The sequence below is a fragment of the Pseudoalteromonas sp. MTN2-4 genome, assembly GCF_042848605.1.
GTDB lineage: Bacteria > Pseudomonadota > Gammaproteobacteria > Enterobacterales > Alteromonadaceae > Pseudoalteromonas.
This window is the reverse complement of record NZ_BTGK01000001.1, coordinates 418,552-443,540: the sequence shown is the minus strand read 5'-3', so window position 1 is coordinate 443,540 and position 24,989 is coordinate 418,552. Positions and strand designations below refer to the sequence as shown.

Here is a 24,989-nt window from a genome sequence, read left to right as displayed (position 1 = left end):
CCTCTAATTTGTTTCTGCGTTTAATTTTTTCATTAAGTCTCGTTGAAGTGTTACTTTATGCTCTTCATCGAGGGCTTGATAATCTTTATTTGAGATGACGAAAAAGTCTTCTGCACGCTCGCCGACCGTTGTAATACGTGCGGCATGAATATGCAGTGAATTAGCCTGAAATACTTCGGCTATTTTAGTTAAAAGTCCCGGAATATCGATTGCTTGAATTTCAATGAGACTACGATTTTCCCGCGCATGCGGGCGCACAATCACCTTAGGTTTGATATTAAAGTCTTTAAAGCGATGAGAGCGGTTCTTCTTCACTCTGATCTTTTTCTTCGGATCTTGAATTAAAGATTCGATGCCTTTACGGATAGAGCGGGCACGGTTTACTGAAACCGGATCGCCGTCTTGTTCGAGTATCACGAAGTTAAAGACCACAAAGCCATCTTTCGTGGTCATCACTTGAGCGTGCTGAATTTGTGCTTTTTTAGAGCCGATAACGCTCACGAGCTTGGCGAATAAACTGGCTTCGTAAGGGCTATAAACAAAGACTTGTGTGCCCCCATGAAGCGGCTTTTCACCGACAATCACGCTAAAGTCATTTAAGTCTTTTACCTTGAGCAGGTGCTCGGATTGCCATGAAATTTGTTGCTCACTAAATCCGGTAAAATAGTTTGCCTTAAAACGAGACCAAATAAAGTCAATTTGGCTTTCTTCAAAACCCAGCTCAATGAGGCGCTGTTTGGCTTGTTGCTTTTTGTCGCGAATTTGGTCGCGCATGTCCATTGGGTTTTCAAGGCCTGCTCTTAAAGCGCGCTGTGTATGCAAATACAGTTCACGTAGCAGGGTATTTTTCCAGTCATTCCAGAGGTTGTCGTTGGTTGCACGGATGTCTGCAACAGTTAAGCAATATAAATAATCTAGTTGACGTTCATTTTTAACGCGAGATGCAAACTCTGCAATCACATCAGGGTCATTAATATCTTTACGTTGTGCAGTAACCGACATCAATAAATGGTTTTCAACCAACCAAGCGACTAATCGCGCCTCTGAATTACTAAAACCATGCACTTTACAAAAGGTACTGGCATCAACTGCGCCTAGCTCTGAGTGGTCGCCACCGCGGCCTTTGGCAATATCATGGAAAATACCAGCAAGGTAAAGGAGCTCAGGTTTGTCCATGCGGGTGACAATTTCAGAGCAAATGGGGAAATCTTTTTGTTTATTCTTGTCGAAATACTTGTAGATGTTATTAATTAACTTATGGGTATGTTCATCTACTGTGTAAGCGTGGAATAGATCGAACTGCATTTGCCCAAATATATTACGCCATTGCGGTAAGTAGGCGGCAATAATGCCGTGCTTGTGCATCAGGGTGAACGCTCGACCCATGCCATTCGGGTGTTTGATTAAGCGTAAAAAGGCATCTCTACATCCTGCGTAATCTTGTAAATCACCAAGTAGACGACGGCGAACTTGGCGCATAGTTCTTAGTGTGTTGGGTTCTATGTCGGTGATCTCTGGGTTTTCTGCGATATGTTCAAACAACACAAAAATGTGTTCACGTTTAAAGAAAACTGAAGGATCGGTGACTTGAATACGATTGCCTACGCGCTCAAAGTTTTTATCGAGCGGTTGAGGTTGATGGTTAACTTGGTCAACCAAGATACTTTGTTCAAAATATGACAGTAGCATTTGGTTCATTTCGCGAACACGGCTCATGATTCGAAATAAACGCTTCATCATGCGCTCAACAGAAGCTTTACCCTCAGAACCAAATCCTAATAATTCTGCAGCATGAGGTTGGTAGTCGAACAATAGGCGGTTTTCGTTTCTACCTGCAGCAAGGTGTAGAGCAAAACGAATATTCCAGAGGTTTTCGATACATTCGAGTAGTTCTTGATATTCTTCATGGGTTAGATAACCGTGGCTGATGAGTTCTCGAAGTGTCTCTGCATGGAAGTGTTTTTTTGCTACCCAAAAAATGGTTTGCAGGTCACGCAAACCACCCGGGTTTTCTTTTACATTGGGCTCGAGGTTGTACGCCGTACCATGACATTTTTTACGACGAATTTTTTGCTCATCTACTTTGGCGATAAAGAACTCTTCTGATCGCCAGATAGGTGTTTCAATAATGTGGCTTTTGAGGCGTTCAAACTCTAACTCATTACCACTAATTAAGCGGCACTCAAGTAAGCTGGTGGTGAAGTGTACGTCTTGCTTTTTTTGTTCTAATACTTGTTCATGTGTTCGAACACTGTGGCCTATCTCTAAACCTAGATCCCATAAATGAGTGACAAATTGACCGAGCGACTCTTTTAACTCTTCATTGGGCTCTGAACGAACCAGTAATAAAAAGTCGATATCCGAATAAGGGTGCAGCTCGCCTCGACCATATCCGCCAACCGCGATTAGCGCGATATCATCATGTTTGTTTAAGCTTGTAATGACATAAAGCTTTTGCAGCAGTAAATCGACAAATTCGGCACGGGCGCGAATGAGGTGTTTTACAGGTTGCTTTGAAAATTCATTGCCAAGCCATTTGTAAAAAAAAGCGGAGCAATCTTTAAAATCATCGAGCGTGCTAGCTGAATCAAGAAGCGTTTTTAATTTATTGGGTAATGCCACGGAATATCCCTGATTTTTTTTATCAAATGAATTGATGAGCGCTTAGTAAGTTTTACACTAAGTTGCTGCGAATTGCGAGTGGAGGAGCATATAACAAGATCGAACGTTTAGTTCTTAAACGGGCTTGAACTCTTTAGTTTGTTCTGTGTGTTTGCTTTGGGTATTTTTGTCTTCTAGTTATTGATATGGTGTTAATGATGTGTTTTTATAAATTTGGTTTTATGGACAACAAGGAAAAGATATGAAAACCATGATTAAAACAACAATGATTGCACTTGGTACTTTAATACTTGCAGCAAGTATCACAAAACCAGTTCAGGCAGAGGTGCTAATGGGTGGTTATATTTGCCAGAACTCTCAAGCTTATTATGTTTATTTGGAAAATGGTGAGTGGAAAAAAGTACCTGTTTCACGCTCTTGCCAAGGAACAGGCTTCTTAGATTGGTAATCTGTAAAAAGCAAAATGCCAACTTCTTTAAGTTGGCATTTATAGTATTAGAGTAATAAATCTTAATTGTGTTCTATTACACGATCTATCGTCTCATCATTACGTAGTGTTAAAATTTCAACACCATTGTCAGTAACAAGCAAAGTATGCTCCCATTGAGCTGACAAGCTACGGTCTTTAGTCACAACCGTCCAACCATCTTTAAGTAGTTTACATTGACGCTTACCCGCATTCACCATAGGCTCAATCGTTAAACACATACCTGCTTTAAGTGTTTCGCCCGTACCAGGTTTACCATAGTGCATAACCTGTGGCTCTTCGTGGAATTCAGCACCAATACCGTGGCCACAATATTCACGAACGATAGAATAGCTAAAGCCTTCAGCATATTTTTGAATCGCAGCACCGATATCACCTAAACGCACACCTGGCTTAACCATTTTTATTGCAAGATATAAGCTTTCTTGTGTGATTTGAGCTAAACGTTTGCCTTGAATATTTGGCGAACCAACATGAAACATTTTTGAAGTGTCGCCATGGTAGCCATCTTTGATCACGGTAATGTCGATATTGATGATATCGCCGTCTTTTAGAGGTTTGTCATTTGGGATACCGTGACAAATCACATGGTTTACTGAAGTACAAATTGATTTTGGAAAACCATGATAGTTCAGAGGTGCAGGCACCGCATCTTGAACGTCAACAATATAATTGTGACAAATGGTGTTTAGCTCTTCAGTTGTTACCCCAGGCTTCACATGAGGTTCAATCATTTCTAAGACTTCAGCCGCTAAGCGACCGGCAACACGCATTTTTTCGATTTCTTCAGGGGTTTTAATCACTGCACTCATTGAGGCTCCAATCGTTAATTTTTACTTTGCAATAACGCACAAATTTTAGTCGTATCGTTGAATCTGGCGCTTTAATATGGTATAAAGCGCGCCGTCTTTTTACAAATTTATCTTTCAAGATAGTTTGTAGTTAAGACAAACATACTTTTTATATTAACACACACACATATCGACACATACACTTGGGTGCAGGTAATTATACATTACGTGTTGGTGCTATGGGATATGTGGAGGCCTAACCCTAAATATTAGAGGAAATTAAAATGGCAAACGTTTCAATGCGCGATATGCTTCAAGCTGGTGTTCACTTCGGTCACCAAGCACGTTACTGGAACCCTAAGATGAAGCCGTTCATCTTCGGTGCACGTAACCGCGTTCATATCATCAACCTAGAAAAAACTGTTCCTATGTTCAACGATGCACTTAAGTTCTTACAGAACGTTGCATCTAACAAAGGCAAAATCCTTTTCGTAGGTACTAAGCGCGCTGCAAGCGAAGCAGTTAAAGAAGCAGCTCTTCAAAGTGAGCAGTTCTACGTAAATCACCGTTGGTTAGGTGGTATGTTGACTAACTGGAAAACAGTTCGTCAATCAATCAAGCGTCTTAAAGACCTTGAAGCTCAAAGCCAAGACGGTACTTTCGAAAAGCTTACTAAGAAAGAAGCGCTAATGAAAACGCGTGAAATGGAAAAGCTTGAGAAGAGCCTTGGTGGTATCAAAGACATGGGCGGTCTTCCTGACGCTATCTTTGTAATCGACGCTGACCACGAGCACATCGCTATCCGTGAAGCAAACAACCTAGGTATTCCAGTAGTATCTGTAGTTGATACTAACTCAAACCCAGACGGTGTTGACTTCATCGTACCAGGTAACGATGACGCGATCCGCGCTATCCAGCTTTACACTGGTGCTGTTGCAACTGCTATCACTGAAGGTCGTGAAAGCAACATCGTTGCACAAGCTGAAAACGACGATTTCGTAGAAGCTGAGTAATTAGCTGTCATCAAGCCTTCATCAAAATAAGGTGAAGGCTTGATATTCTTGAAGAGCGGTCATTCCGCACCCCGAAAAAAACTTCATATTTGAGGATATACTAATGGCTGTAACTGCTGCCCTAGTTAAAGAATTACGCGAGCGTACTGGCGCTGGCATGATGGATTGTAAAAAAGCACTAACTGAAACTAACGGTGATATCGAGCTTGCTATCGAAAACATGCGTAAGAGTGGTGCTGCTAAAGCTGCTAAGAAAGCGGGTAACATCGCTGCAGAAGGTACAATCTTAATCAAGCAAGGCGAAGGTTTTGCTGCACTTCTAGAAGTTAACTGTCAGACTGACTTCGTTGCTAAAGACGAAAACTTCCTAGGTTTCGCTAACACTGTACTTGACGCTGCTGTTGAGTCAAAAGGTGATATCGAAGCACTTAAAGCTCAGTTCGAAGAAACACGTGTTGCGCTAGTTGCTAAAATCGGTGAAAACATCAACGTTCGTCGCGTTGAGTACATCGATGGTGAGAACCTTTCTGCTTACCGTCACGGCGACCGTATCGGTGTTGTTGTTACTGGTGATGCTGACGAAGAAACACTTAAGCACGTTGCTATGCACGTTGCTGCTTCTAAGCCTGACTTCGTTAACCCTGAAGACGTTCCAGCTGAAGTTGTTGAAAAAGAAAAAGCTGTTCAAGTTGAAATCGCTATGAACGAAGGTAAGCCTGCAGAAATCGCTGAGAAGATGGTTGTAGGTCGTATGAAGAAGTTCACTGGTGAGATCTCTCTTACTGGTCAAGCGTTCATTATGGAACCTAAGAAATCTGTTGGCGAATTCCTTAAAGAGAAAGGCGCTTCAGTTTCTAACTTCATCCGTTTAGAAGTTGGTGAAGGTATCGAGAAGAAAGAAGAAGATTTCGCAGCAGAAGTTGCAGCGCAAATCGCAGCAGCTAAAGGCGAGTAATTTTACTCATGAAGCAGAGGCAAAAAGCCACATTTAGGCAGCATTTGCTTTTGCTTCAATGCTGAAAATTCTTTAGAATAACCGCGCATTTATGAGTTTCATAAGCGCGGTTATTTTTTATCCCCACTTTTACATATGGCCCTGAGATTATGACTACGAATAGAAAACCTGTTTTTAGACGCGTTCTTCTTAAATTAAGCGGTGAAGCTTTAATGGGAGACGAAGGCTTTGGTATTGATCCAAAAGTATTGGATCGTATGGCGCAAGAAATCAAAGAGCTTGTAGAACTCGACGTAGAAGTAGGTTTAGTTATCGGTGGCGGTAACTTCTTACGTGGTGGCTCATTAGCAGAAGCGGGCATGAACCGCGTAGTTGGCGACCATATGGGTATGCTAGCAACTGTAATGAACGGTTTAGCAATGCGTGACGCACTTCACCGTGCATTTGTAAATGCACGTCTTATGTCTGCTATTCCGCTTAATGGTGTGTGTGACGCATACAACTGGGCTGAAGCAATTAGCTTATTAAAGTCTGGCCGAGTAGTGATCTTCTCTGCAGGTACAGGCAACCCATTCTTCACAACAGACTCTGCGGCGTGTTTACGCGGTATTGAGATCGAAGCTGATACAGTAATTAAAGCAACAAAAGTTGATGGTGTATTCAGCGACGACCCGGTGAAGAATCCAGAAGCGACACTTCACCGTCATTTGACTTATAATGAAGTGATCGATAGAGAATTAAAGGTGATGGACTTAGCTGCATTTACGCTAGCTCGTGACCATAATATGCCTTTGAGCGTATTTAACATGAATAAACCAGGTGCGCTTAAACGCGTTATCATGGGTGAAGAAGAGGGTACCCTTATTTCTTCACAAGTAGCTGAATAATCTACAAAGACTAGGATTGAATTGTGATTAACGATATCAAAAAAGACGCTGAAGAGCGCATGAAAAAAAGCGTGGCAGCACTTGCTAGCCAGCTATCTAAAATCCGTACTGGTCGTGCACACCCAGCATTATTAGACGGTATTACTGTTTCTTACTATGGCGCAGACACGCCTCTGAACCAAGTAGCAAACGTAACAACTGAAGACTCTCGTACATTAGCAATCAATGTATTCGACAAGTCTCTAGCGCAAGCAGTTGAAAAAGCGATCATGTCTTCAGATTTAGGTTTAAACCCTATGTCTGCAGGTACCGTAATCCGCGTACCACTTCCTCCACTAACAGAAGAACGTCGTAAAGACCTAATTAAAATAGTACGTGGTGAAGTTGAAGGTGGTCGTGTTGCTATTCGTAACATCCGCCGTGATGCCAATGGTGACATCAAGTCGCTATTAAAAGACAAAGACATCTCAGAAGATGAAGCGCGTCAAGGCGAAGACGAGATCCAAAAGTTAACAGACAAGTATGTTAAAGAAATGGATACTCAACTAAGTGCGAAAGAAGCTGAGTTGATGGAAATTTAACCAGTTTAAATTTATTAGTTTTGAAACGCCGTCTAGGGTATACTAGGCGGCGTTTTTTTTACCTAAATCGGAATTATGGTTTTAAGTACTGAAACAGTTTCAAAACAGTCCTTGCCTAAACATGTTGCTATTATCATGGACGGGAATGGACGTTGGGCGCAAAGCCGCAACCGTCCTCGTACATACGGGCATAAAAAAGGTGTAGATTCCGTTCGTTCGGCTGTCCAGTTTTGTACAAAACTGGGTATTGAGTCGTTGACGCTTTTTGCTTTCAGCAGTGAAAATTGGCGACGACCTGAAGATGAAGTCAGTACCTTAATGGAACTGTTTTTTTTCGTCTTAACTAAAGAAGTCAAAAAACTACACAAGAATAATGTAAAACTGACGGTTATTGGTGATATTTCACGCTTTCCTGAATCTTTACAAGATAGGGTAAAAGCAGCACATGAATTAACTACTAATAATACAGGTCTGAAATTAAATGTTGCGGCAAATTATGGTGGCCGGTGGGATATTGTACAGGCCGCTCAATCTATGGCGCAGCAAGTACAAGATGGCCAACTTACTGTGAAAGACATCACAGAAGACACTTTGTCAAAACAATTAAGTATGGCAGATCAAAGTGAATTAGACTTGTTGATAAGGACTGGCGGAGATTGCCGCATCAGCAACTTTTTACTTTGGCAGGCAGCTTATGCTGAGCTCTATTTTACAGATACACTTTGGCCTGATTTTAATGAAAAGGCTTTTTCTGAGGCAATCGCCTGTTTTATATCTAGAGAGCGACGCTTTGGCTGTACCGGCGAACAAATAAAACAATTACTTGCCGAGTCCAAAACAACAAGTTAAAGGTTATTAATTTGCTTAAATTACGTATTTTAACGTCAGTGGTTTTAGCACCACTGGCTATGCTTTTAGTGTTTTATACACCGTTATCATTATTTAGTTTTATTGCTGGTGCGATTACTCTTTTAGGTGCTTGGGAATGGTCTTCATTGATGGGTCTGAAAAAAATGGCTCAAAGAGGTACATTCGTAGCTTTAGTCGCCGCTATCCTTGGTGCACTTCATCTGCATTGGCCCATAGAATCTCTTTGGCAAAATGGACAATTACTGTCTGATGCAAACTATGTTTTCACCCTTGCTTTTGCCTGGTGGTTAGTTGCTACTTTTCTTGTGGTTAAATATCCAAATATGTCTCGCTCGTGGTCAGAAGGGTTTGTGATGAAAGCTGTGGCAGGCTTGCTGACGCTCGTGCCGCTTTGGCTTGCACTCAATGTTTTGCGTAGTGCTGAGTACCAACAATCTGAGCTATTTGGTTCAACTCTAATTATGGTGGTGTTAGGCATCGTTTGGAGTGCTGATATAGGTGCTTATTTTGCAGGTAAAAACCTTGGTAAGCATAAGTTAATGCCAAAAGTAAGCCCAAACAAAACCATTGAAGGGTTAATAGGTGGTTTACTTACTGCGGTTATTTTTGTCGTTATATTCTGTGCCTGTGCGGATGTTGAGCAAGCGATGTGGCCAGTTTATGCCTTATTGACTGTGTTTATCGCACTGTTTTCAGCCGTAGGCGATTTACTAGAAAGTATGTTTAAACGTGAAGCAGGTTTGAAAGACTCAGGCAGTTGTTTACCTGGCCATGGTGGTATCTTAGATCGTATTGATAGCCTCACAGCAGCAGCACCAATATTCGCCCTGTGTTATGCGTGGACGGTGGCGTTATGAGCACTCAGCAGGTAGCAATCCTTGGCTCAACTGGGTCAATTGGTGTTTCTACTTTAGATGTGATTGCACGTAATGCTGATAAGTTTTCGGTATTCGCCTTAGTGGCAGGTCGTAATGTTGAGGTAATGCGTCAGCAGTGCCAGACATTTAAACCAAAGTTTGCGGTGATGCAATGTGAGCAAGCCGCAAAACAACTGAAGAATGACTTAGCAGGAACCGAGATTCAGGTTCTGACAGGCGTTCAAGCGATGCAAGATGTGGTTTCTCACAGTGACGTTGATATTGTGATGTCTGCGATTGTTGGAGCTGCAGGCTTATTGCCGACAATTTGTGCGGTCGAGCACAGCAAAAAAGTACTTTTAGCCAATAAAGAGTCTTTGGTGATGTCAGGCCAGATCTTTATGGATAAAGTGAAGCAGCATGGGGCGACCCTGTTGCCGATAGATAGCGAGCATAATGCTATATACCAAAGCTTACCAAGTGCTTTCCAGCAGCATTCAGACCCTAATCTAGATCAGTTCGGTATTCGTAAAATACTTTTAACTGGTTCAGGTGGACCTTTCTTAAATCGTGATATTGATACCTTAGTTGATGTAACCGTTGAAGAAGCCGTTGCTCATCCAAACTGGTCTATGGGCCAGAAGATCTCAGTAGACTCTGCGACCATGATGAATAAAGGATTAGAGTTTGTCGAAGCTAAGTGGTTGTTTAACTGTGATGCAGACGACATTGAAGTGGTGATCCATCCGCAAAGCATGATCCACTCAATGGTGCAGTACCAAGATGGTTCTGTGATTGCTCAAATGGGTCAACCTGATATGCGAACACCAATTGCATATGGTTTGTCTTACCCTGAGCGCATTGACGCAGGAGTAGCACCTTTAGATTTCTCACAAATCTGTGATTTTACTTTCACAAAACCTGATTATCATCGTTATCCGAATTTAGCGTTGGCAATAGAAGCGTGTAAAACAGGGCAAGCTGCAACAACCGCTGTGAATGCGGCTAATGAAATTGCGGTTGCAGCTTTTTTGAATAAGCAAATTGGCTTTACAGATATTTATAAAGTAAATGCAGAAGTATTAAACCAAATTTCGATTGGCACACTATCAAGCATTGAAGACGTGCTTGCTCAAGATTTTGAAGCAAGAAATTTGGCTAAAAATATACTTAAAACCATGGAGTGATTATGTTTGAGTTTTTCTGGCACTTAGGGTCTTTCATTGTAGCATTAGGTATTTTAGTTACCGTGCATGAATACGGGCACTTTTGGGTTGCAAGAAAAGCAGGCGTAAAAGTTTTAAGGTTTTCTGTAGGTTTTGGAAAGCCTTTGTGTCGTTGGCATGACAAACTAGGCACTGAGTATGTGATTGCCATGATCCCACTTGGCGGTTATGTGAAGATGCTCGACGAGCGTGTAGAAGCCGTTGACCCCAGCGAAGCACATCTTTCTTTTAATAACAAATCAGTCTGGTCTCGCATTGCCATTGTAATCGCAGGCCCAATGGCTAATTTTATTTTTGCTATTTTCGCGCTGGCACTCATGTATATGATTGGCGTGCAAAATGCCAAACCTGTTGTGGGTGATGTGCATACACAAAGCCGAGCAGAATCGGCACAATTACAGTCGGGCGATCATATTTTAGCCATGGGTGGACAAGACGTACTTTCTTGGCAAGAAGTCACCTTCAGTTTAATGTCGCATTTAGGTGAGCCATCTGTTGAAGTGAAGGTCAAAGACGCTCAACAACAAATTCAAATTCGTACTATCGACTTAGCTGGTTGGAAACTAGATAAAAAAGATCAGCCGCCACTAGATGCGATTGGCATCGTACCTTACAGACCTGCTTTAACACTTACTATTGGTCATGTTGCAAAAGGCTCAGCCGCAAGCCAAGCGGGTTTACAAGTAGGGGATAAGCTTCTTACTGCAGATGGTCAAGAAATCGAACAATGGCAATCTCTGGTCAGTCTTGTACAAGCTTCACCTAATAAAGCCATACAGCTTGAGGTGATGAGAAATGGTTATCGACAAATCTTATCAGTAACCCCAGAAGCGAGATCTGGGCCAAATGGCATCCAACAAGGCTTTCTAGGTGTCGTTCCTCAATTAGAAAGTTGGCCGCCTGGGTACATTGAAACTAGACATTATGGGCCATTGGATAGTATTGTGCTTGGCGTACAAAAGACCTACGCATTGATCACATTGAGTTTTGACATGATTGGTAACCTAATTACCGGCAAAGTGTCAGTCAATAATTTAAGTGGTCCAGTAGGAATTGCAGTAGGCGCGGGCACCAGTGTCAGTTATGGGTTAGTGGCTTTTCTCAGTTTCTTAGCGTTAATAAGTGTCAATCTTGGAGTTTTTAATTTATTGCCACTGCCAGTTTTAGATGGCGGACATTTAATGTATTACATAATTGAACTTATTCGCAAAAAACCAGTCTCTGAAAAGACACAAGAGTTAGGTTATAAAATTGGGGCGATGTTGCTTCTAGGCCTGACCTGTTTTGCATTGCTTAATGATGTTTCAAGGTTATAAGCCAAAATGTCACTTAAAGCCACAAAGCGCTATGTACGCTAATAGTTGTAAAGGATAAAGATAATAAAATGCCGATAAAAAAACATCTCGCAGTAACCAGTTTACTAGGCGCAAGCTTTGCGGCAGCTGGGCAAAGCTCCTTTATCGTAGAAGATTTAAAAGTTGAAGGTTTACAGCGTGTAGCACTGGGTGCTGCACTGACCCATATTCCAATTAATGTGGGTGATAACATTGATGAATATACGATTTCTCAAACAGTCAAAGCGTTATATAAATCAGGCCACTTTGAAGACATTTCTGTTTATCGTGACGATGAACTACTCATCTTCAAGGTAAGAGAAAGACCGACGATTGCATCAATTGAATTTGATGGCAACAAAGACATCAAAGACGAGCAATTAAATGACAGTCTTGATCAGCAAAATATCCGTGCAGGTGAGCCTTTAGATAGGACTGTTTTATCTAACATTGAAAAAGGTTTAATCGACTTCTTTCACAGTATTGGTAAATATAATGCCAAAATTAAGGTAAGTATCACTGAGTTACCTCGTAACCGAGTACGCCTAAATCTGGATTTTGATGAAGGTGATGCAGCATCAGTTAGACAAATTAACTTAGTTGGTAATGAGCTGTTTTCTGACGAAGAGCTGTTGAATCTTGTAGAATCACAACAAGATTTACCTTGGTGGAGATTCTTATCCAATGATCGTTATCAAAAGCAGACGATTGAAGGCGATTTAGAAAAAATTAGAAGTTTTTACCTAGACAAGGGCTATCTTCGTTTTAACATCGATTCAACGCAAGTATCTGTGAGTCCTGAGCGTGAGTCAGTGTATGTCACTGCGAATATTACTGAGGGTAAACAGTATACGGTTAAGGGGTTTGACTTCATTGGTGATTTATTAGGCCGTGAAGAGCTACTTAAGAGTATAATTCCGCTTAAAACGGGTGAACTTTACAATGGCTCAGTGGTAACGGCTTCAGAAGAGTACATTAAAAGCTATTTAGCGCGTTTTGGTTATGCAAATGCCGAAGTTCGTACTATTCCTGAAATTGACGACGAGAATCAAGAAGTAAAATTAACGCTGTCAGTTAATCCAGGTAAACGTATCTATGTTCGCCGTATTATGGTGAATGGTAACCAAATAACTGCAGATGAAGTTGTGCGTCGAGAAATGACGCAACTCGAAGGCGCATGGTTATCTAACCAGAGTCTTGAGCGTTCAAAATTACAGATTCAACGTCTACCTTATATGGAAAATGTTGAATTTGAAGTAAAACCGATAGCAGGTATTGATGACCAAGTTGACGTTGACTTTACCGTTAAAGAGCAACCAGCAGGTAGCTTTCAAGCGGGTGTAGCGTATGGCTCATATGCAGGTTTGCAGTTCAATATCGGAGTCAGTGAATCGAACTTCCTAGGTACGGGTAATCAATTAGCGTTTAATATTAATACTTCAAAAGGTTCAGACCGCTATAGTATCTCATACACTGACCCTTACTTTACGCCAGATGGTGTATCGCAAGGTACTAGCATTTTCTATAGTAATTACGATTCTACTGCATTTAGTATCGTACCTTATAAGTCTAAGAGCTATGGTATTGGTACTAATTTTGGTTTCCCAATTGATGCCGTAAACCGAATCAACTTTGGTGGTCGTTGGATCCAAGAAAGCTTATCTGACATTGCTTATTACGAGCAGACACTTATTATGCGCTCGGCGTTCTTTAACCCAGAAGATCCAGATGCTGCCTATGATTTCACCAAGTATGAGTTAAGTGCGGGTTGGTCTCGTATCACGGTAAACCGTGGTATGTTCCCGACAGCGGGCTCTCGCCAGACATTAACGCTGAATGCGACAACGCCTAACTCAGACCTTAATTTCTTCAAGATTAACTACAATTCTCGTTTCTATTGGCCAATTAGTAATGATCACCGTTGGGTGTTCTCTGCTAGAGCAGCGTTAGCATATGGTAATGGGTACGGTTCAACGAATGGTTTTGATCAAATCTTACCGTTCCAAGAGTATTTTAGGATCACAGAAGAAGAATTACGCGGCTTTGACAGAAATACAATTCTGCCAGAGGCAATCAGAAGACAAACTAAACCAATTAATGGTTCTGTTTTACCGGATGGTAGTATAACAGGCACAATTGGTTCGGCGCCAGAGTTTGACGAACTTATTGTATCTGGTCGAATTGGTGGTAATGCCAAAGCAGTAGCCGGTATGGAACTCATCGTGCCAACTCCGTTCTTAGATGAAGATAAAACCACTTCTGTACGAACAAGTTTCTTTGTTGATGTTGCCAACGTGTGGGACACTGAATTTGATATTGACCGCTACTCTGACTTACAGGAAGAGCAGGTTAGTAAATTGCGTGATTATGCAGACCCAGGTCGTTTTAGAGCATCGACAGGTCTGTCATTACAATGGATTTCCCCTATGGGACCTATGCTGATTAGTTTTGCTTATCCACTGAAGAAAGAAGACAAAGACGAAACTAAAACTATCAGCTTTAATATAACGAATACATTCTAAGGAGTTTTTTGTGAAAACGATTATAAAAACAACGGCACTAAGCATTTTAGCAGCATTAATGATGGGTACTTCTGCAAGTGCATTAGCACATAAAGTAGGTATCGTAGACATGCAGTCTATCTACCAGCAAATCCCACAAATGGCTAAAATTGAACAACAGCTTCAAACTGAGTTCGCAGAACGCCGTCAAGAATTGGAAAAGCTACAGGGCGACATTCGTTTTGAAGCTGAAAAGTATAAGCGCGAAAGTGCAACTATGAGCGAAGAGCAAAAAGCAGCGCTTGAAGGTAAAATTCGCGACATGCAAAAACAACTTGCTGAAAAAGGTCGTCCTTTAGAGCAAGAAATTAAAGCGCGTCAAAACCAAGAATTAGCAAAAGTACAAAAGCTAATCATTGATACTATTCAATCTGTAGCTAAAAACGGTAAGTTTGATGAAGTTAAAGTAAAAGATACGACAATTTACTTTAACCCTGATAAAGTAACCGACCTTTCTAGCAAGGTTGTTGAAGCAGTTAGCAAAAAGTAATGACAAAACAATATACCCTCGCCCAAATTAGCGAATTTTTAGACGCATCCCTTGACGGGGATGCGTCTCATTGTATTGAGAAGATAGCAACTTTAGCGAATGCTAAAGAAACAGACATCGCTTTTTTGGCAAATAAAAAGTATCGTGCTCAGCTTGATGAAACTCAAGCGGGCGCAGTGATTATTTCTGAAAAAGAAGCCGCATTGTTCTCAGGCAATAAAGTAATCGTAAAAGACGCCTATATCGCTTACGCAAAACTTGCGCAAATGATGGATACGACACCGGTTTGTGCCAATGGTATTCACCCAAGTGCCGTTATAGATGAAAATGCACAGATTGGCGAAAACGTCAGTGTTGCTGCAAATGCGGTTATTTCAGCAGGTGTTGTGCTTGGTGATAACGTGCAAATTGGCGCAGGGTGCTTTGTTGGTGAAAATACTAAAATAGGACAGGGCACAAAGCTTTGGGCTAATGTGAGTGTTTACCATGATATTGAAATTGGTGAATATTGCTTGTTCCAATCTGGCGCGGTCATTGGCAGCGATGGTTTTGGATATGCCAATGAAGCTGGTAAATGGGTGAAAATTCCACAGCTAGGCAGAGTAATTATTGGTGATCGCGTAGAAATTGGTGCTAGCACAACCATCGACCGTGGCGCTTTAGATGACACCATCATCCATGACGATGTGATTTTAGATAACCAAATTCAAATCGCACACAATGTAGAAATTGGTCAAGGCAGTGCAATGGCGGCTTGTTCAGTTATCGCTGGTAGCACAACAGTTGGTAAATATTGCCAAATTGCAGGTCTTGTTGGTATCAATGGTCATATTGATATTTGTGATGGTGTTATGCTGACAGGCATGACCATGGTGACTAAGTCAATTACTGAGCCGGGTGCATATTCTTCAGGGATGCCGCACACGACCAACAAAGAATGGCGTCGTAACATGGCGCATTTTAGAAATTTATCTGATTTTAAAGAGCGTATCAAAGTGTTAGAAACGCGCTCACCTCAAAAAACAGTTGATGAATAAGGATACTATTTTGGCTAACGAATTAAACAGTTTTGATGTTCAAGAAATCATGCGCTTATTACCACACCGATACCCTATGCTTTTGGTAGATAAAGTGGTCGATTTTCAGCCAGGTGATTACTTGCATGCGGTAAAAAACGTTACCGTAAACGAGCCAATTTTTACGGGTCACTTTCCTGATCAGAAAATCTTCCCTGGTGTACTTATTTTAGAAGCTATGGCGCAAGCAACAGGCTTGTTAGGTTTTAAAACAGTACAAAATACTGGCGACAACGAGCTATACTTGTTTGCAGGTATTGATAATGCACGTTTTAAGCAGCCTGTGGTCCCTGGCGACCAAATGCATATTCACGTTAAATTTGAAAAAGAACGTCGTAATATTTGGCGTTTTTCAGCAGAAGCAAAAGTAGATGGTAAGGTTGTGTGTACCGCTGACCTTATGTGTGCAAGAAGAGAGTTTTAATGTTAATTCATCCTACTGCAGTTATTGAATCAGGCGCCCAACTTGGCGAAAACGTTAAAGTAGGGCCTTACAGCTATATTGGTAATGATGTTGTTATCGGAGATAACACGATTATTGAATCTCATGTAGTTGTAAAAGGGCCTTCGACGATTGGTAAAGGTAATCACTTTTATCAGTTCGCGTCTATTGGAGAAGCCTGCCAAGACAAAAAGTACAAGGATGAACCAACTCAATTAATCATGGGCGACAACAATATTGTTCGAGAATGTGCGACGATACACCGTGGTACCATTCAAGATAAAGGCGTGACTAAAATAGGTAGTAACAACTTATTTATGGCTTACACGCACATTGCTCATGATGCAGTGATTGGTAATAATGTCATTTTTTCAAATGGTGCAAGTGTAGCTGGTCACGTTCATGTAGGTGATTGGGCTATTTTAGCAGGTAATACAGGTGTACATCAGTTCTGTAAGGTTGGTGCGCACGCATTTATTGGCATGTACTCAGGTGTGAGTAAAGACGTTCCGCCATTTGTTACAACAACAGGCATGCCAGCAAAACCTGCAGCAGTGAATACCGAAGGTATGAAGCGTCGCGGGTTTGAAAGCGATGAAATTATGGCGGTTCGTAGAGCGTATAAAGCATTTTTTAGAAAAGGCTTAACACTAGATGAAGCCGTGGCTTCACTTGCTGACGATGCTAAACAGTTTGCAGCAGTGCAAAGCATGATTGATTTCTTAGACACGTCTGAGCGCGGCATTATTCGCTAGCCTCGACGGTTTATTTAAAGCATGTACAAACGCCATACAATTTAACGTGTATGGCGTTTTTATTTAAAAAGAACTAGAACATGACGACAAATACACAACCAATCACGATTGGTGTTGTTGCGGGCGAGTTGTCCGGCGATATTTTGGGTGCAGGCTTAATCAAAGCATTGAGGGTACACTATCCGAATGCACGTTTTATTGGCATTGCAGGCCCTAAAATGCAGGCTGAAGGCTGTGAGAGTTTATTCGATATGGAAGAGCTCTCAGTAATGGGGTTAGTTGAAGTCTTAGGCCGCTTACCGCGTTTACTGAAAATCAGAAAACAGCTAGTTCAGCACTTTATAGATAACCCACCCGATGTCTATGTGGGCATTGATGCGCCAGACTTTAACCTTCGTGTTGAAAAGCCATTAAAAGCGGCTGGTATTAAAACAGTGCAATACGTGAGCCCTTCAGTGTGGGCTTGGCGTCAAAAACGCATCTTTAACATTGCTGAAGCAACTAGTTTAGTTTTGTCGTTATTGCCATTTGAAAAAGCTTTTTATGACAAGCATGAAGTACCATGTACATTTGTCGGCCACACCTTAGCGGATGACATTCCACTTGAAGCCGATACCAATGCGGCGAGAACGAAGTTAAATCTTTCTGCTGAAGATACCGTTTTAGCGCTTCTTCCGGGCAGTCGTGGCTCTGAGGTTGGCTTATTAAGTGAGACGTATCTGCAAACCGCTCAAAAACTACAAGAGCGTATTCCTGAATTAAAAGTTATCGTGCCTTTAGTAAACGATAAACGCAGAGCGCAATTTACTGAGATCAAAGAAAAAGCCGCACCAAACCTCAAAGTGCAGCTTTTGGACGGTCAATCTAGTGAGGCGATGACCGCGGCAAACGCTGTATTACTTGCCTCTGGCACTGCGACACTTGAAGCCATGCTGTATAAAAAGCCTATGGTGGTCGGGTATAAGTTTAAGCCTGTTAGTTATTGGATCTTCAAAAACTTTTTTACTTTTAATATTAAGTATTTCTCTCTTCCTAATTTATTGGCTGATGCGCCCTTAGTGCCTGAATTTTTGCAAGATGAATGTAATAGCGATGCGCTAGCCGATGCGCTTTTTCCTATGCTAAAAGGCGATAGCCAAGCATTGATTGATAAATTTTACGATATTCATAACAACATTCGACTTGATGCCAGCAAACAAGCGGCTCTAGCAGTTAAGGAGCTTATTAATGCAAATTGAACGACCAAATGTTAAATATATTGCTGGTGTAGACGAAGTTGGCCGTGGCCCGTTAGTGGGCGATGTTGTCACCGCTGCGGTTATTTTAGATCCGAGTAAGCCCATTGAAGGCCTTGCTGATTCTAAAAAGCTTTCAGAAAAAAAGCGTAATGCACTCGCTGCAGAAATCAAAGAAAAAGCACTTTGCTACCACATTGCCCGTGCCAGTGTGGCTGAAATTGACGAACTGAATATTTTACATGCCACTATGCTTGCAATGAGCCGTGCCGTCGAGGGCCTGTCTATTCAGCCTGAATTTGTATTTGTAGATGGCAACCGTTTACCAAAACTAAGCATGGCTGCGCAGAGCGTGGTGAAAGGCGATAGTTTAGTTGAAGAGATCAGCGCAGCGTCAATTTTGGCAAAAGTTGCACGTGACCAAGAAATGCTAGAGCTTGATGCACAATACCCTGAGTATGGCTTTGCAGGTCATAAAGGCTACCCAACGAAAGCGCATTTTGCAGCGCTAGAGCAATACGGTGCAACGCCACACCACCGCACGTCGTTTAAGCCTGTACAGCGAATTTTGCAAAGTAAGGAGCAGTAATGCCAGCACCGCAGTTTGTTCATTTACGTGTTCACAGTGACTTCTCTATGGTTGATGGCTTGGCAAAGACCAAGCCGATTGTTGCGCGAGCACAAGAGTTAGCGCTTCCAGCTTTTGCTATTACAGATCAAATGAACTTATGTGGCCTTGTACGTTTTTATGGCGGGGCACATGGTGCAGGTATTAAGCCCATTGTAGGGGCGGATATCTGGCTTAAAAGTGATGAGTTTCCTGAAGAGCCATGCCGTTTGGTGGTACTTGCCAAAAATAACGATGGTTATAAAAACCTGACTTTACTTATTTCGAGAGCCTATCAGCGTGGTCATGTCTTCCATCGTCCTGTGGTTGATAAACAGTGGCTTGCTGAGCACAAAGAAGGCCTAATTTTACTTTCGGGTGGTAAAGACGGTGATGTGGGTAAGGCGCTTCTAAAGCATAATCATCAGTTGGCATTAGATACGGTTGCTTTCTATGAAGAACATTTCAAAGATCATTTCTATCTTGAGCTGATCCGAACGGGGCGGGCAGACGAAGAAGATTACTTGCATGAGGCGGTGAAACTGGCTGAGCAACGTGACTTACCGGTTGTTGCCACCAATGAAGTCGTGTTTTTGCATGAACATGACTTTGATGCACACGAAATACGTGTGGCTATTCACGATGGTTACACACTTGAAGACAAACGCCGTCCAAAACGATTCTCAAAAGAGCAGTATTTAAAAACGCCTGAGCAAATGATTGAGTTGTTCAGTGATATTCCTGAAGCACTTGAGAACACGGTTGAAATTGCGAAACGCTGTAATGTGACTGTTCAACTTGGAACCTACTTCTTACCAGATTATCCGACTGGTGATTTAAAAATTGAAGACTTTTTAGTTAAGGTATCCGAAGACGGTCTTGAAGAGCGTTTGCAGTTCTTATTCCCTGACGAAGATGAGCGCAAAGAAAAACGCGTTGAGTATGATGAACGTCTTAAAATCGAACTTGACGTTATCAACCAAATGGGATTCCCAGGTTACTTCTTGATCGTAATGGAGTTCATCCAGTGGAGTAAAGACAATAATATTCCAGTAGGACCAGGGCGTGGTTCTGGTGCCGGTTCATTAGTGGCTTATGCCCTGAAGATCACAGATCTTGATCCCCTTGAATTCGACTTACTATTCGAGCGATTCCTAAACCCTGAACGTATCTCAATGCCCGACTTCGACGTCGACTTCTGTATGGATAGACGAGACGAGGTAATCGACCACGTAGCTAAGTTATATGGTCGTGATGCGGTATCTCAGATCATCACTTTCGGTACTATGGCTGCAAAAGCCGTAATACGTGACGTAGGTCGTGTACTTGGTCACCCGTATGGCTTCGTTGATCGTATATCAAAGTTAGTACCGCCAGATCCAGGTATGACCCTAGCTAAAGCCTTTGATGTCGAGCCGCGTCTCCCAGAAGCTTACGATGGTGATGAAGAAGTAAAAGAGCTTATCGACATGTGTCGCATCCTTGAAGGCTGTACACGAAACGCCGGTAAGCACGCCGGTGGTGTTGTTATCTCGCCTACGACCATAACTGATTTCGCCGCGTTGTATTGCGATGAAGAAGGTAAGTTCCCGGTTACACAATTCGATAAGAATGATGTTGAAACAGCGGGCTTAGTTAAGTTTGACTTCTTAGGTCTAAGAACACTGACAATTTTGCAGTGGGCGCTTGATATGACCAACGAGCGTCTTGACCGTGAAGGCAAACCGCATGTCGATATTAATGCCATTCCGCTTGATGATAAACCGAGTATTGAGCTATTACTTCGCGCCGAAACCACCGCCGTGTTCCAGCTAGAATCTCGCGGTATGAAAGACCTAATTCGTCGTCTTAAGCCCGACTGCTTCGAAGATATGATCGCACTGGTTGCCCTGTTCCGACCGGGTCCACTGCAATCGGGCATGGTAGATAACTTTATCGACCGTAAGCATGGCAGAGAAGATATTTCATACCCAGATGCACAGTATCAGCACGACAGCTTGCAACCTATTCTAGAACCAACCTACGGGATCATCCTCTATCAGGAGCAAGTCATGCAGATCGCGCAGGTGCTAGCAGGTTATACGCTAGGTGGCGCTGATATGCTTCGTCGTGCGATGGGTAAGAAAAAACCTGAAGAAATGGCAAAACAGCGTTCAACCTTCGAAGATGGTGCTGTAAACAACGGTGTCGATGGCGAACTCGCCATGAAGATCTTCGACTTGGTAGAAAAGTTCGCAGGTTACGGCTTTAACAAATCTCACTCAGCAGCCTATGCACTGGTTTCGTATCAAACGCTTTGGATGAAAACCCATTACCCTGCCGAGTTCATGGCTGCGGTAATGTCGGCGGATATGGATAACACCGATAAAATCGTCACCCTGGTTGATGAATGTGAAAACATGAAGTTGGCTTTATTACCGCCTAACGTCAATGAAGGCTTATATAAGTTTACTGTTAACTTAAAAGGCGAAATTGTTTACGGTATCGGTGCGATTAAAGGGGTGGGTGAAGGCCCGGTTGAAGCGATTCTCGAAGCGCGTGATCAAGGTGGGGAGTTTAAAGACTTATTCGATTTCTGCGCCCGTGTTGATTTAAAGCGTTTAAATAAGCGTGTGGTTGAAAAGCTGATTTATGCAGGTGCCTTAGATAAGCTGGGACCTGAGCAAAATCAAGCTGGCCGTTCAATTTTGCTAGCCAGCTTGCCAGCTGCAATGAAAGCTGCTGAGCAGCATCATAAAGCCGAAGCAATTGGTCAAAGTGACTTGTTTGGTTTATTAGCGACTGAGCCTGATGAAGTGGAGCAAGCGTTTGAGTCTGCTCTACCTATGCCAGATAAAGAGTGGCTAAATGGTGAGAAAGAAACCTTAGGCTTGTATTTAACAGGTCACCCAATAAATCAGTATCGCAAAGAGTTAAAGCACTATACGTCGGGTAAACTAGTTGACTTACAGCCGACTAACCGCGATGTGAGCGCAACGGCGGCCGGTTTGGTGATTAATGCGAGAACGCTGATTAATAAACGAAATCAACGTTGGGGTTTAATAACTTTAGATGACAAAAGTGCCCGAATTGATGTACGCTTATTTCCTGAACAGTACGAAACTTATCAAGAATTGCTGCAAATTAACCAAATCTTGGTAATATCTGGACAGGTCAGCTTTGATAACTTCTCTGGTGGCATTACAATGACAGCCAGAGACGTGTGTACCATAGCTCAGGCGCGTGAAAAACGCATCAGAGCAATAAAAATGACTCTAAATATGGTGCAAATTGACGCGAACTTCTTCGATAATTTACGAAAAGTCTTAGAACCTTATAAATTCGGTACTTGCGAAGTTAAGGTTCAATATCAGCGTCCTGATGCGTTAGCAGAACTAACGTTAGGTACAGAATGGTGTGTGACGCCAACAGATGATCTTATAACGCGATTATCTCAGTTAGCGGCACAAGATATAGAATTAGAATTTAATTAATTAGGTTGTAGAGCATGAGCCTCAATTATCTTGATTTTGAGCTTCCAATTGCTGAATTAGAAGCAAAAATTAAAGAACTACAAAATGTTAGCCGTTCAGGCAGTTTAGACCTGAGCTTAGAAGAAGAAATTTCTCGTTTAAAAGAAAAGAACGTTGAGCTAACTGAAAAAGTATTCTCTGAATTAGGTGCATGGCAGGTTTCTCAACTTGCACGTCACCCGTTACGTCCATATGCACGTGATTACATCGAGCGCATTTTTACTGAATTTGACGAATTTGCGGGTGATCGTACTTTCGCAAATGACCCTGCAATTTTAGGTGGTGTAGCACGTTTAGACGGTAAGCCTGTTATGGTTATCGGTCAGCAAAAAGGCCGTGATACAGCAGAAAAGATTAAGCGTAACTTCGGCATGCCAAAGCCAGAAGGTTACCGTAAAGCCCTTCGTTTAATGGAAATGGCTGAGCGTTTTAAAATGCCAATCATTACATTCATTGACACACCGGGAGCATACCCAGGTGTTGGCGCTGAAGAGCGTGGTCAAAGTGAAGCAATCGCACGTAACCTAAAAGTAATGGCTGCGTTAAAAGTACCAACAATTTGTACGGTCATTGGTGAAGGTGGTTCAGGTGGTGCACTAGCCATTGGTGTTGGTGACCGTGTTAACATGCTTCAGTACAGCACGTACTCTGTTATCTCTCCTGAAGGTTGTGCGTCAATCCTTTGGAAGAGTGCTGAAAAAGCGCCACTTGCTGCTGAAGCAATGGGTGTATCGGCAACGCGTGTAAAAGAGCTAGACCTGATCAATAACATCATTGATGAACCACTAGGTGGCGCGCATCGTAACTATGATGAGATGGCGAAAAACTTAAAAGCTCAACTTAACCGTGATCTTGCTGAACTAACAGCATTAAGCACAGAAGATATGCTTGAACAGCGTTACAAGCGACTCATGTCGTTTGGTTACTGCTAAACATAAGCTTTTGAAAAAAGCCGCATTATGCGGCTTTTTTGCGTTTTAGAGTTATGATAAAAACCACGTTATTTAAACAGTTTAAAACAGTATTAGAGCCAAAATTACATTTAGGCTCAGGCCTAACGGTGGCACTTTCGGGTGGTGTCGACTCAGTCGTGTTATTACATTTATGTAAGGCCTATCTTGAGAGTCTAGGTTCAAATCAGTCTATTTCAGTCGAAGCTATTTATGTTAATCATGGCTTATCTGAAAATGCACAGGACTGGCAGCAGTTTTGTGAGCAGCTTTGTCTATCTCTTACTATTCCTTTTAAAACTAAGCGCGTTAATGTTCAGCCAAAAGCGAGACAATCCCTAGAAGCGCTTGCTCGAGATGCGCGCTATCAGGCGCTTGATGAGCTAGCAGAGCAGGGCAGCCTCATTTTATTAGGCCAGCATGCGGATGATCAGTTAGAAACCTTCTTATTGCGACTCAAGCGCGGCTCTGGCCTTACAGGGCTCAGTGCAATGCAAGATACAGTTCGTTTGTCATCGGGTAGGCAATGTATTAGGCCACTTTTGAATATTTCACGAGAAGACATTGAAGCAGTTGCTCGCACTTTTTCTTTAGCACATATCGAAGATGAGTCGAATCAAGATGATAAGTTCGACCGCAATTTTTTACGCAACCAAATTATTCCGCCGCTTAAAAAACGCTTTAATGGTTTTTTAAAAAGTACGCTGCGCAGTATTGAACTATTACAGCAACAGCAAGCATTAATTGACGAAATAAGCCAAGCGGATTTGTTACTCTGTGCAGATAAAAACGATGTGCCTGCCACACTAAAACTCAATGAGTTAAAACAGTTTAGTGCGCTTAGGCAGAGCAATGTTGTGAGAGCATGGTTAAGTGATTTAGGTGTAGTCATGCCCTCAAAGGCGCAAATGTCACAGATTTTAACGCAAAGCCTAGAAGGTCGTGAAGATGCTCAAATGCAAGTGCGATTATCGAAAGGGGTGATTAGACGCTACAGAGATAAGTTGTACTTTGATGCGCAGGACTTCACTCCAAATAACGTCAAGAACATAGAAAGCACGACGCTAGTGTTAAATGATAAAACGACGTTAAAACGCGAGTCCGGTGGATTGCTAAGACTGCCTTTTGAGCATGAGCGCGTTTCTATCCGTTTTGGGCTGTTAAAGTCACAAATAAAACCATATAAGAAACTACGCAGTAATACGTTAAAATATTGGCTTAAAGAATTAAAAGTCCCCACTTGGCAGCGAGATAATATCCCCTTAGTGTTTTACGACGACAACCTTGTACAGGTTGTGGGCCATTTTGTATCTGCTGATTATATTAGTGAGGAAAGCGGTATTTCTTGGGAGTTAACCTAATATGCAAAAGAGAAAAATTGGTCAGTCGTTGGCGCAAAAATCCCCCATTGGCATGGTATTCACCTTACTGCTTTTTATTCCTTTAGCTGTGGTTAGTGAGCTAATCGTTGGTAATTTAATCTCAGCGATAGTGCTTGGTATGGTTACAGTGATTTTATTACTGAGCTATTGGCACGGTAAAGGTGGCAGCTTTTTTATTTTTGCGCTTTTAATGCCATTAGTTTTGGTGGTGATGGCGGAGTTACCTAGTTTTGTTGCTCTGGCATGGTTAATCAATGCTTTTTTCTTTGGTGCTTCGAGTTGTTTGTTTGCTTATTTATTGTGGAGCAAATCAAAGTAATAGAAAGGGTGTAAGAGCCAAAGCAAGTTAGGGGCTT

General features: G+C 42.1%; 22 protein-coding genes. 20 read left to right on the top strand and 2 right to left on the bottom strand.

Annotated elements, in window-relative coordinates; genetic code table 11:
* Positions 1-3: 3 nt before the first annotated feature.
* Entirely contained in the window at positions 4-2,622 is a 2,619-nt protein-coding gene (gene glnD, locus ACGHEH_RS02070; protein ID WP_390441419.1) for a [protein-PII] uridylyltransferase, read from the bottom strand.
* A gap of 241 nt (positions 2,623-2,863) precedes the next feature.
* Here glnD and ACGHEH_RS02065 point away from each other — a divergent pair, with 241 nt between their 5' ends.
* Positions 2,864-3,070 (top strand): hypothetical protein, encoded by a 207-nt coding sequence (locus tag ACGHEH_RS02065; RefSeq protein WP_390441416.1) that lies wholly within the window; start codon positions 2,864-2,866, stop codon positions 3,068-3,070.
* 62 nt (positions 3,071-3,132) lie between these two features.
* Here ACGHEH_RS02065 and map read toward each other — a convergent pair whose 3' ends face one another.
* A complete protein-coding gene (gene map / locus ACGHEH_RS02060; protein WP_390441414.1) occupies positions 3,133-3,921 on the bottom strand; it encodes a type I methionyl aminopeptidase in 789 nt (262 codons plus the stop codon).
* A 263-nt stretch (positions 3,922-4,184) separates the two neighbouring features.
* On the opposite strand from map, the gene rpsB reads away from it, so the two are divergent.
* The 19 genes from rpsB to ACGHEH_RS01965 all read left to right on the top strand — a co-directional run bounded on the left by rpsB (position 4,185) and on the right by ACGHEH_RS01965 (position 24,952).
* Entirely contained in the window at positions 4,185-4,913 is a 729-nt protein-coding gene (gene rpsB, locus ACGHEH_RS02055; protein WP_349286406.1) for a 30S ribosomal protein S2, read from the top strand.
* Positions 4,914-5,016: 103 nt separating this feature from the next.
* On the top strand, positions 5,017-5,868 hold the full coding sequence (gene tsf, locus ACGHEH_RS02050) for a translation elongation factor Ts (RefSeq protein WP_390441412.1): 852 nt from the start codon (positions 5,017-5,019) through the stop codon (positions 5,866-5,868).
* Positions 5,869-6,017: 149 nt separating this feature from the next.
* Positions 6,018-6,755, top strand: coding sequence for a UMP kinase (pyrH, locus tag ACGHEH_RS02045; RefSeq protein WP_138481234.1), 738 nt, complete (start codon positions 6,018-6,020; stop codon positions 6,753-6,755).
* Between the two features lie 23 nt (positions 6,756-6,778).
* A complete protein-coding gene (gene frr / locus ACGHEH_RS02040; protein ID WP_130257128.1) occupies positions 6,779-7,336 on the top strand; it encodes a ribosome recycling factor in 558 nt (185 codons plus the stop codon).
* A 75-nt stretch (positions 7,337-7,411) separates the two neighbouring features.
* Positions 7,412-8,185: an isoprenyl transferase gene (locus ACGHEH_RS02035; RefSeq protein ID WP_390441408.1), complete on the top strand. Its 774-nt coding sequence runs from the start codon at positions 7,412-7,414 to the stop codon at positions 8,183-8,185.
* Positions 8,186-8,196: 11 nt separating this feature from the next.
* Positions 8,197-9,063, top strand: a complete 867-nt coding sequence (locus ACGHEH_RS02030; protein ID WP_390441406.1) for a phosphatidate cytidylyltransferase — start codon at positions 8,197-8,199, stop codon at positions 9,061-9,063.
* The gene (gene ispC / locus ACGHEH_RS02025; protein WP_390441404.1) at positions 9,060-10,250 is read left to right on the top strand and encodes a 1-deoxy-D-xylulose-5-phosphate reductoisomerase; all 1,191 of its coding nucleotides are present in this window, start codon (positions 9,060-9,062) and stop codon (positions 10,248-10,250) included. Before ACGHEH_RS02030 ends, ispC begins: the two co-directional genes overlap by 4 nt.
* 2 nt (positions 10,251-10,252) lie before the next feature.
* Positions 10,253-11,605 (top strand): sigma E protease regulator RseP, encoded by a 1,353-nt coding sequence (rseP, locus tag ACGHEH_RS02020; protein ID WP_390441402.1) that lies wholly within the window; start codon positions 10,253-10,255, stop codon positions 11,603-11,605.
* A gap of 68 nt (positions 11,606-11,673) precedes the next feature.
* Positions 11,674-14,145: an outer membrane protein assembly factor BamA gene (gene bamA / locus ACGHEH_RS02015; protein ID WP_390441400.1), complete on the top strand. Its 2,472-nt coding sequence runs from the start codon at positions 11,674-11,676 to the stop codon at positions 14,143-14,145.
* A gap of 58 nt (positions 14,146-14,203) precedes the next feature.
* Positions 14,204-14,674, top strand: a complete 471-nt coding sequence (locus tag ACGHEH_RS02010; protein WP_390442385.1) for an OmpH family outer membrane protein — start codon at positions 14,204-14,206, stop codon at positions 14,672-14,674.
* Entirely contained in the window at positions 14,674-15,711 is a 1,038-nt protein-coding gene (lpxD, locus tag ACGHEH_RS02005) for a UDP-3-O-(3-hydroxymyristoyl)glucosamine N-acyltransferase (RefSeq protein WP_390441398.1), read from the top strand. The genes ACGHEH_RS02010 and lpxD overlap by 1 nt, the downstream gene beginning before the upstream one ends.
* Positions 15,712-15,721: 10 nt before the next feature.
* Complete coding sequence (gene fabZ, locus ACGHEH_RS02000; RefSeq protein WP_058031624.1) at positions 15,722-16,174, top strand: 3-hydroxyacyl-ACP dehydratase FabZ; 453 nt, start codon at positions 15,722-15,724, stop codon at positions 16,172-16,174.
* Positions 16,174-16,947, top strand: a complete 774-nt coding sequence (gene lpxA, locus ACGHEH_RS01995; RefSeq protein WP_390441395.1) for an acyl-ACP--UDP-N-acetylglucosamine O-acyltransferase — start codon at positions 16,174-16,176, stop codon at positions 16,945-16,947. Before fabZ ends, lpxA begins: the two co-directional genes overlap by 1 nt.
* 80 nt (positions 16,948-17,027) lie before the next feature.
* A complete protein-coding gene (gene lpxB, locus ACGHEH_RS01990) occupies positions 17,028-18,185 on the top strand; it encodes a lipid-A-disaccharide synthase (RefSeq protein ID WP_390441393.1) in 1,158 nt (385 codons plus the stop codon).
* Positions 18,175-18,771, top strand: a complete 597-nt coding sequence (gene rnhB / locus ACGHEH_RS01985; protein WP_390441391.1) for a ribonuclease HII — start codon at positions 18,175-18,177, stop codon at positions 18,769-18,771. Before lpxB ends, rnhB begins: the two co-directional genes overlap by 11 nt.
* On the top strand, positions 18,771-22,262 hold the full coding sequence (gene dnaE / locus ACGHEH_RS01980; RefSeq protein ID WP_390441389.1) for a DNA polymerase III subunit alpha: 3,492 nt from the start codon (positions 18,771-18,773) through the stop codon (positions 22,260-22,262). Before rnhB ends, dnaE begins: the two co-directional genes overlap by 1 nt.
* A 14-nt stretch (positions 22,263-22,276) precedes the next feature.
* Positions 22,277-23,233 (top strand): acetyl-CoA carboxylase carboxyl transferase subunit alpha, encoded by a 957-nt coding sequence (gene accA, locus ACGHEH_RS01975; RefSeq protein ID WP_130257115.1) that lies wholly within the window; start codon positions 22,277-22,279, stop codon positions 23,231-23,233.
* A 53-nt stretch (positions 23,234-23,286) separates the two neighbouring features.
* Positions 23,287-24,612, top strand: coding sequence for a tRNA lysidine(34) synthetase TilS (gene tilS, locus ACGHEH_RS01970; protein ID WP_390441387.1), 1,326 nt, complete (start codon positions 23,287-23,289; stop codon positions 24,610-24,612).
* A 1-nt stretch (position 24,613) separates the two neighbouring features.
* Positions 24,614-24,952, top strand: coding sequence for a hypothetical protein (locus ACGHEH_RS01965; protein ID WP_390441385.1), 339 nt, complete (start codon positions 24,614-24,616; stop codon positions 24,950-24,952).
* The last annotated feature ends 37 nt before the right edge of the window (positions 24,953-24,989 follow it).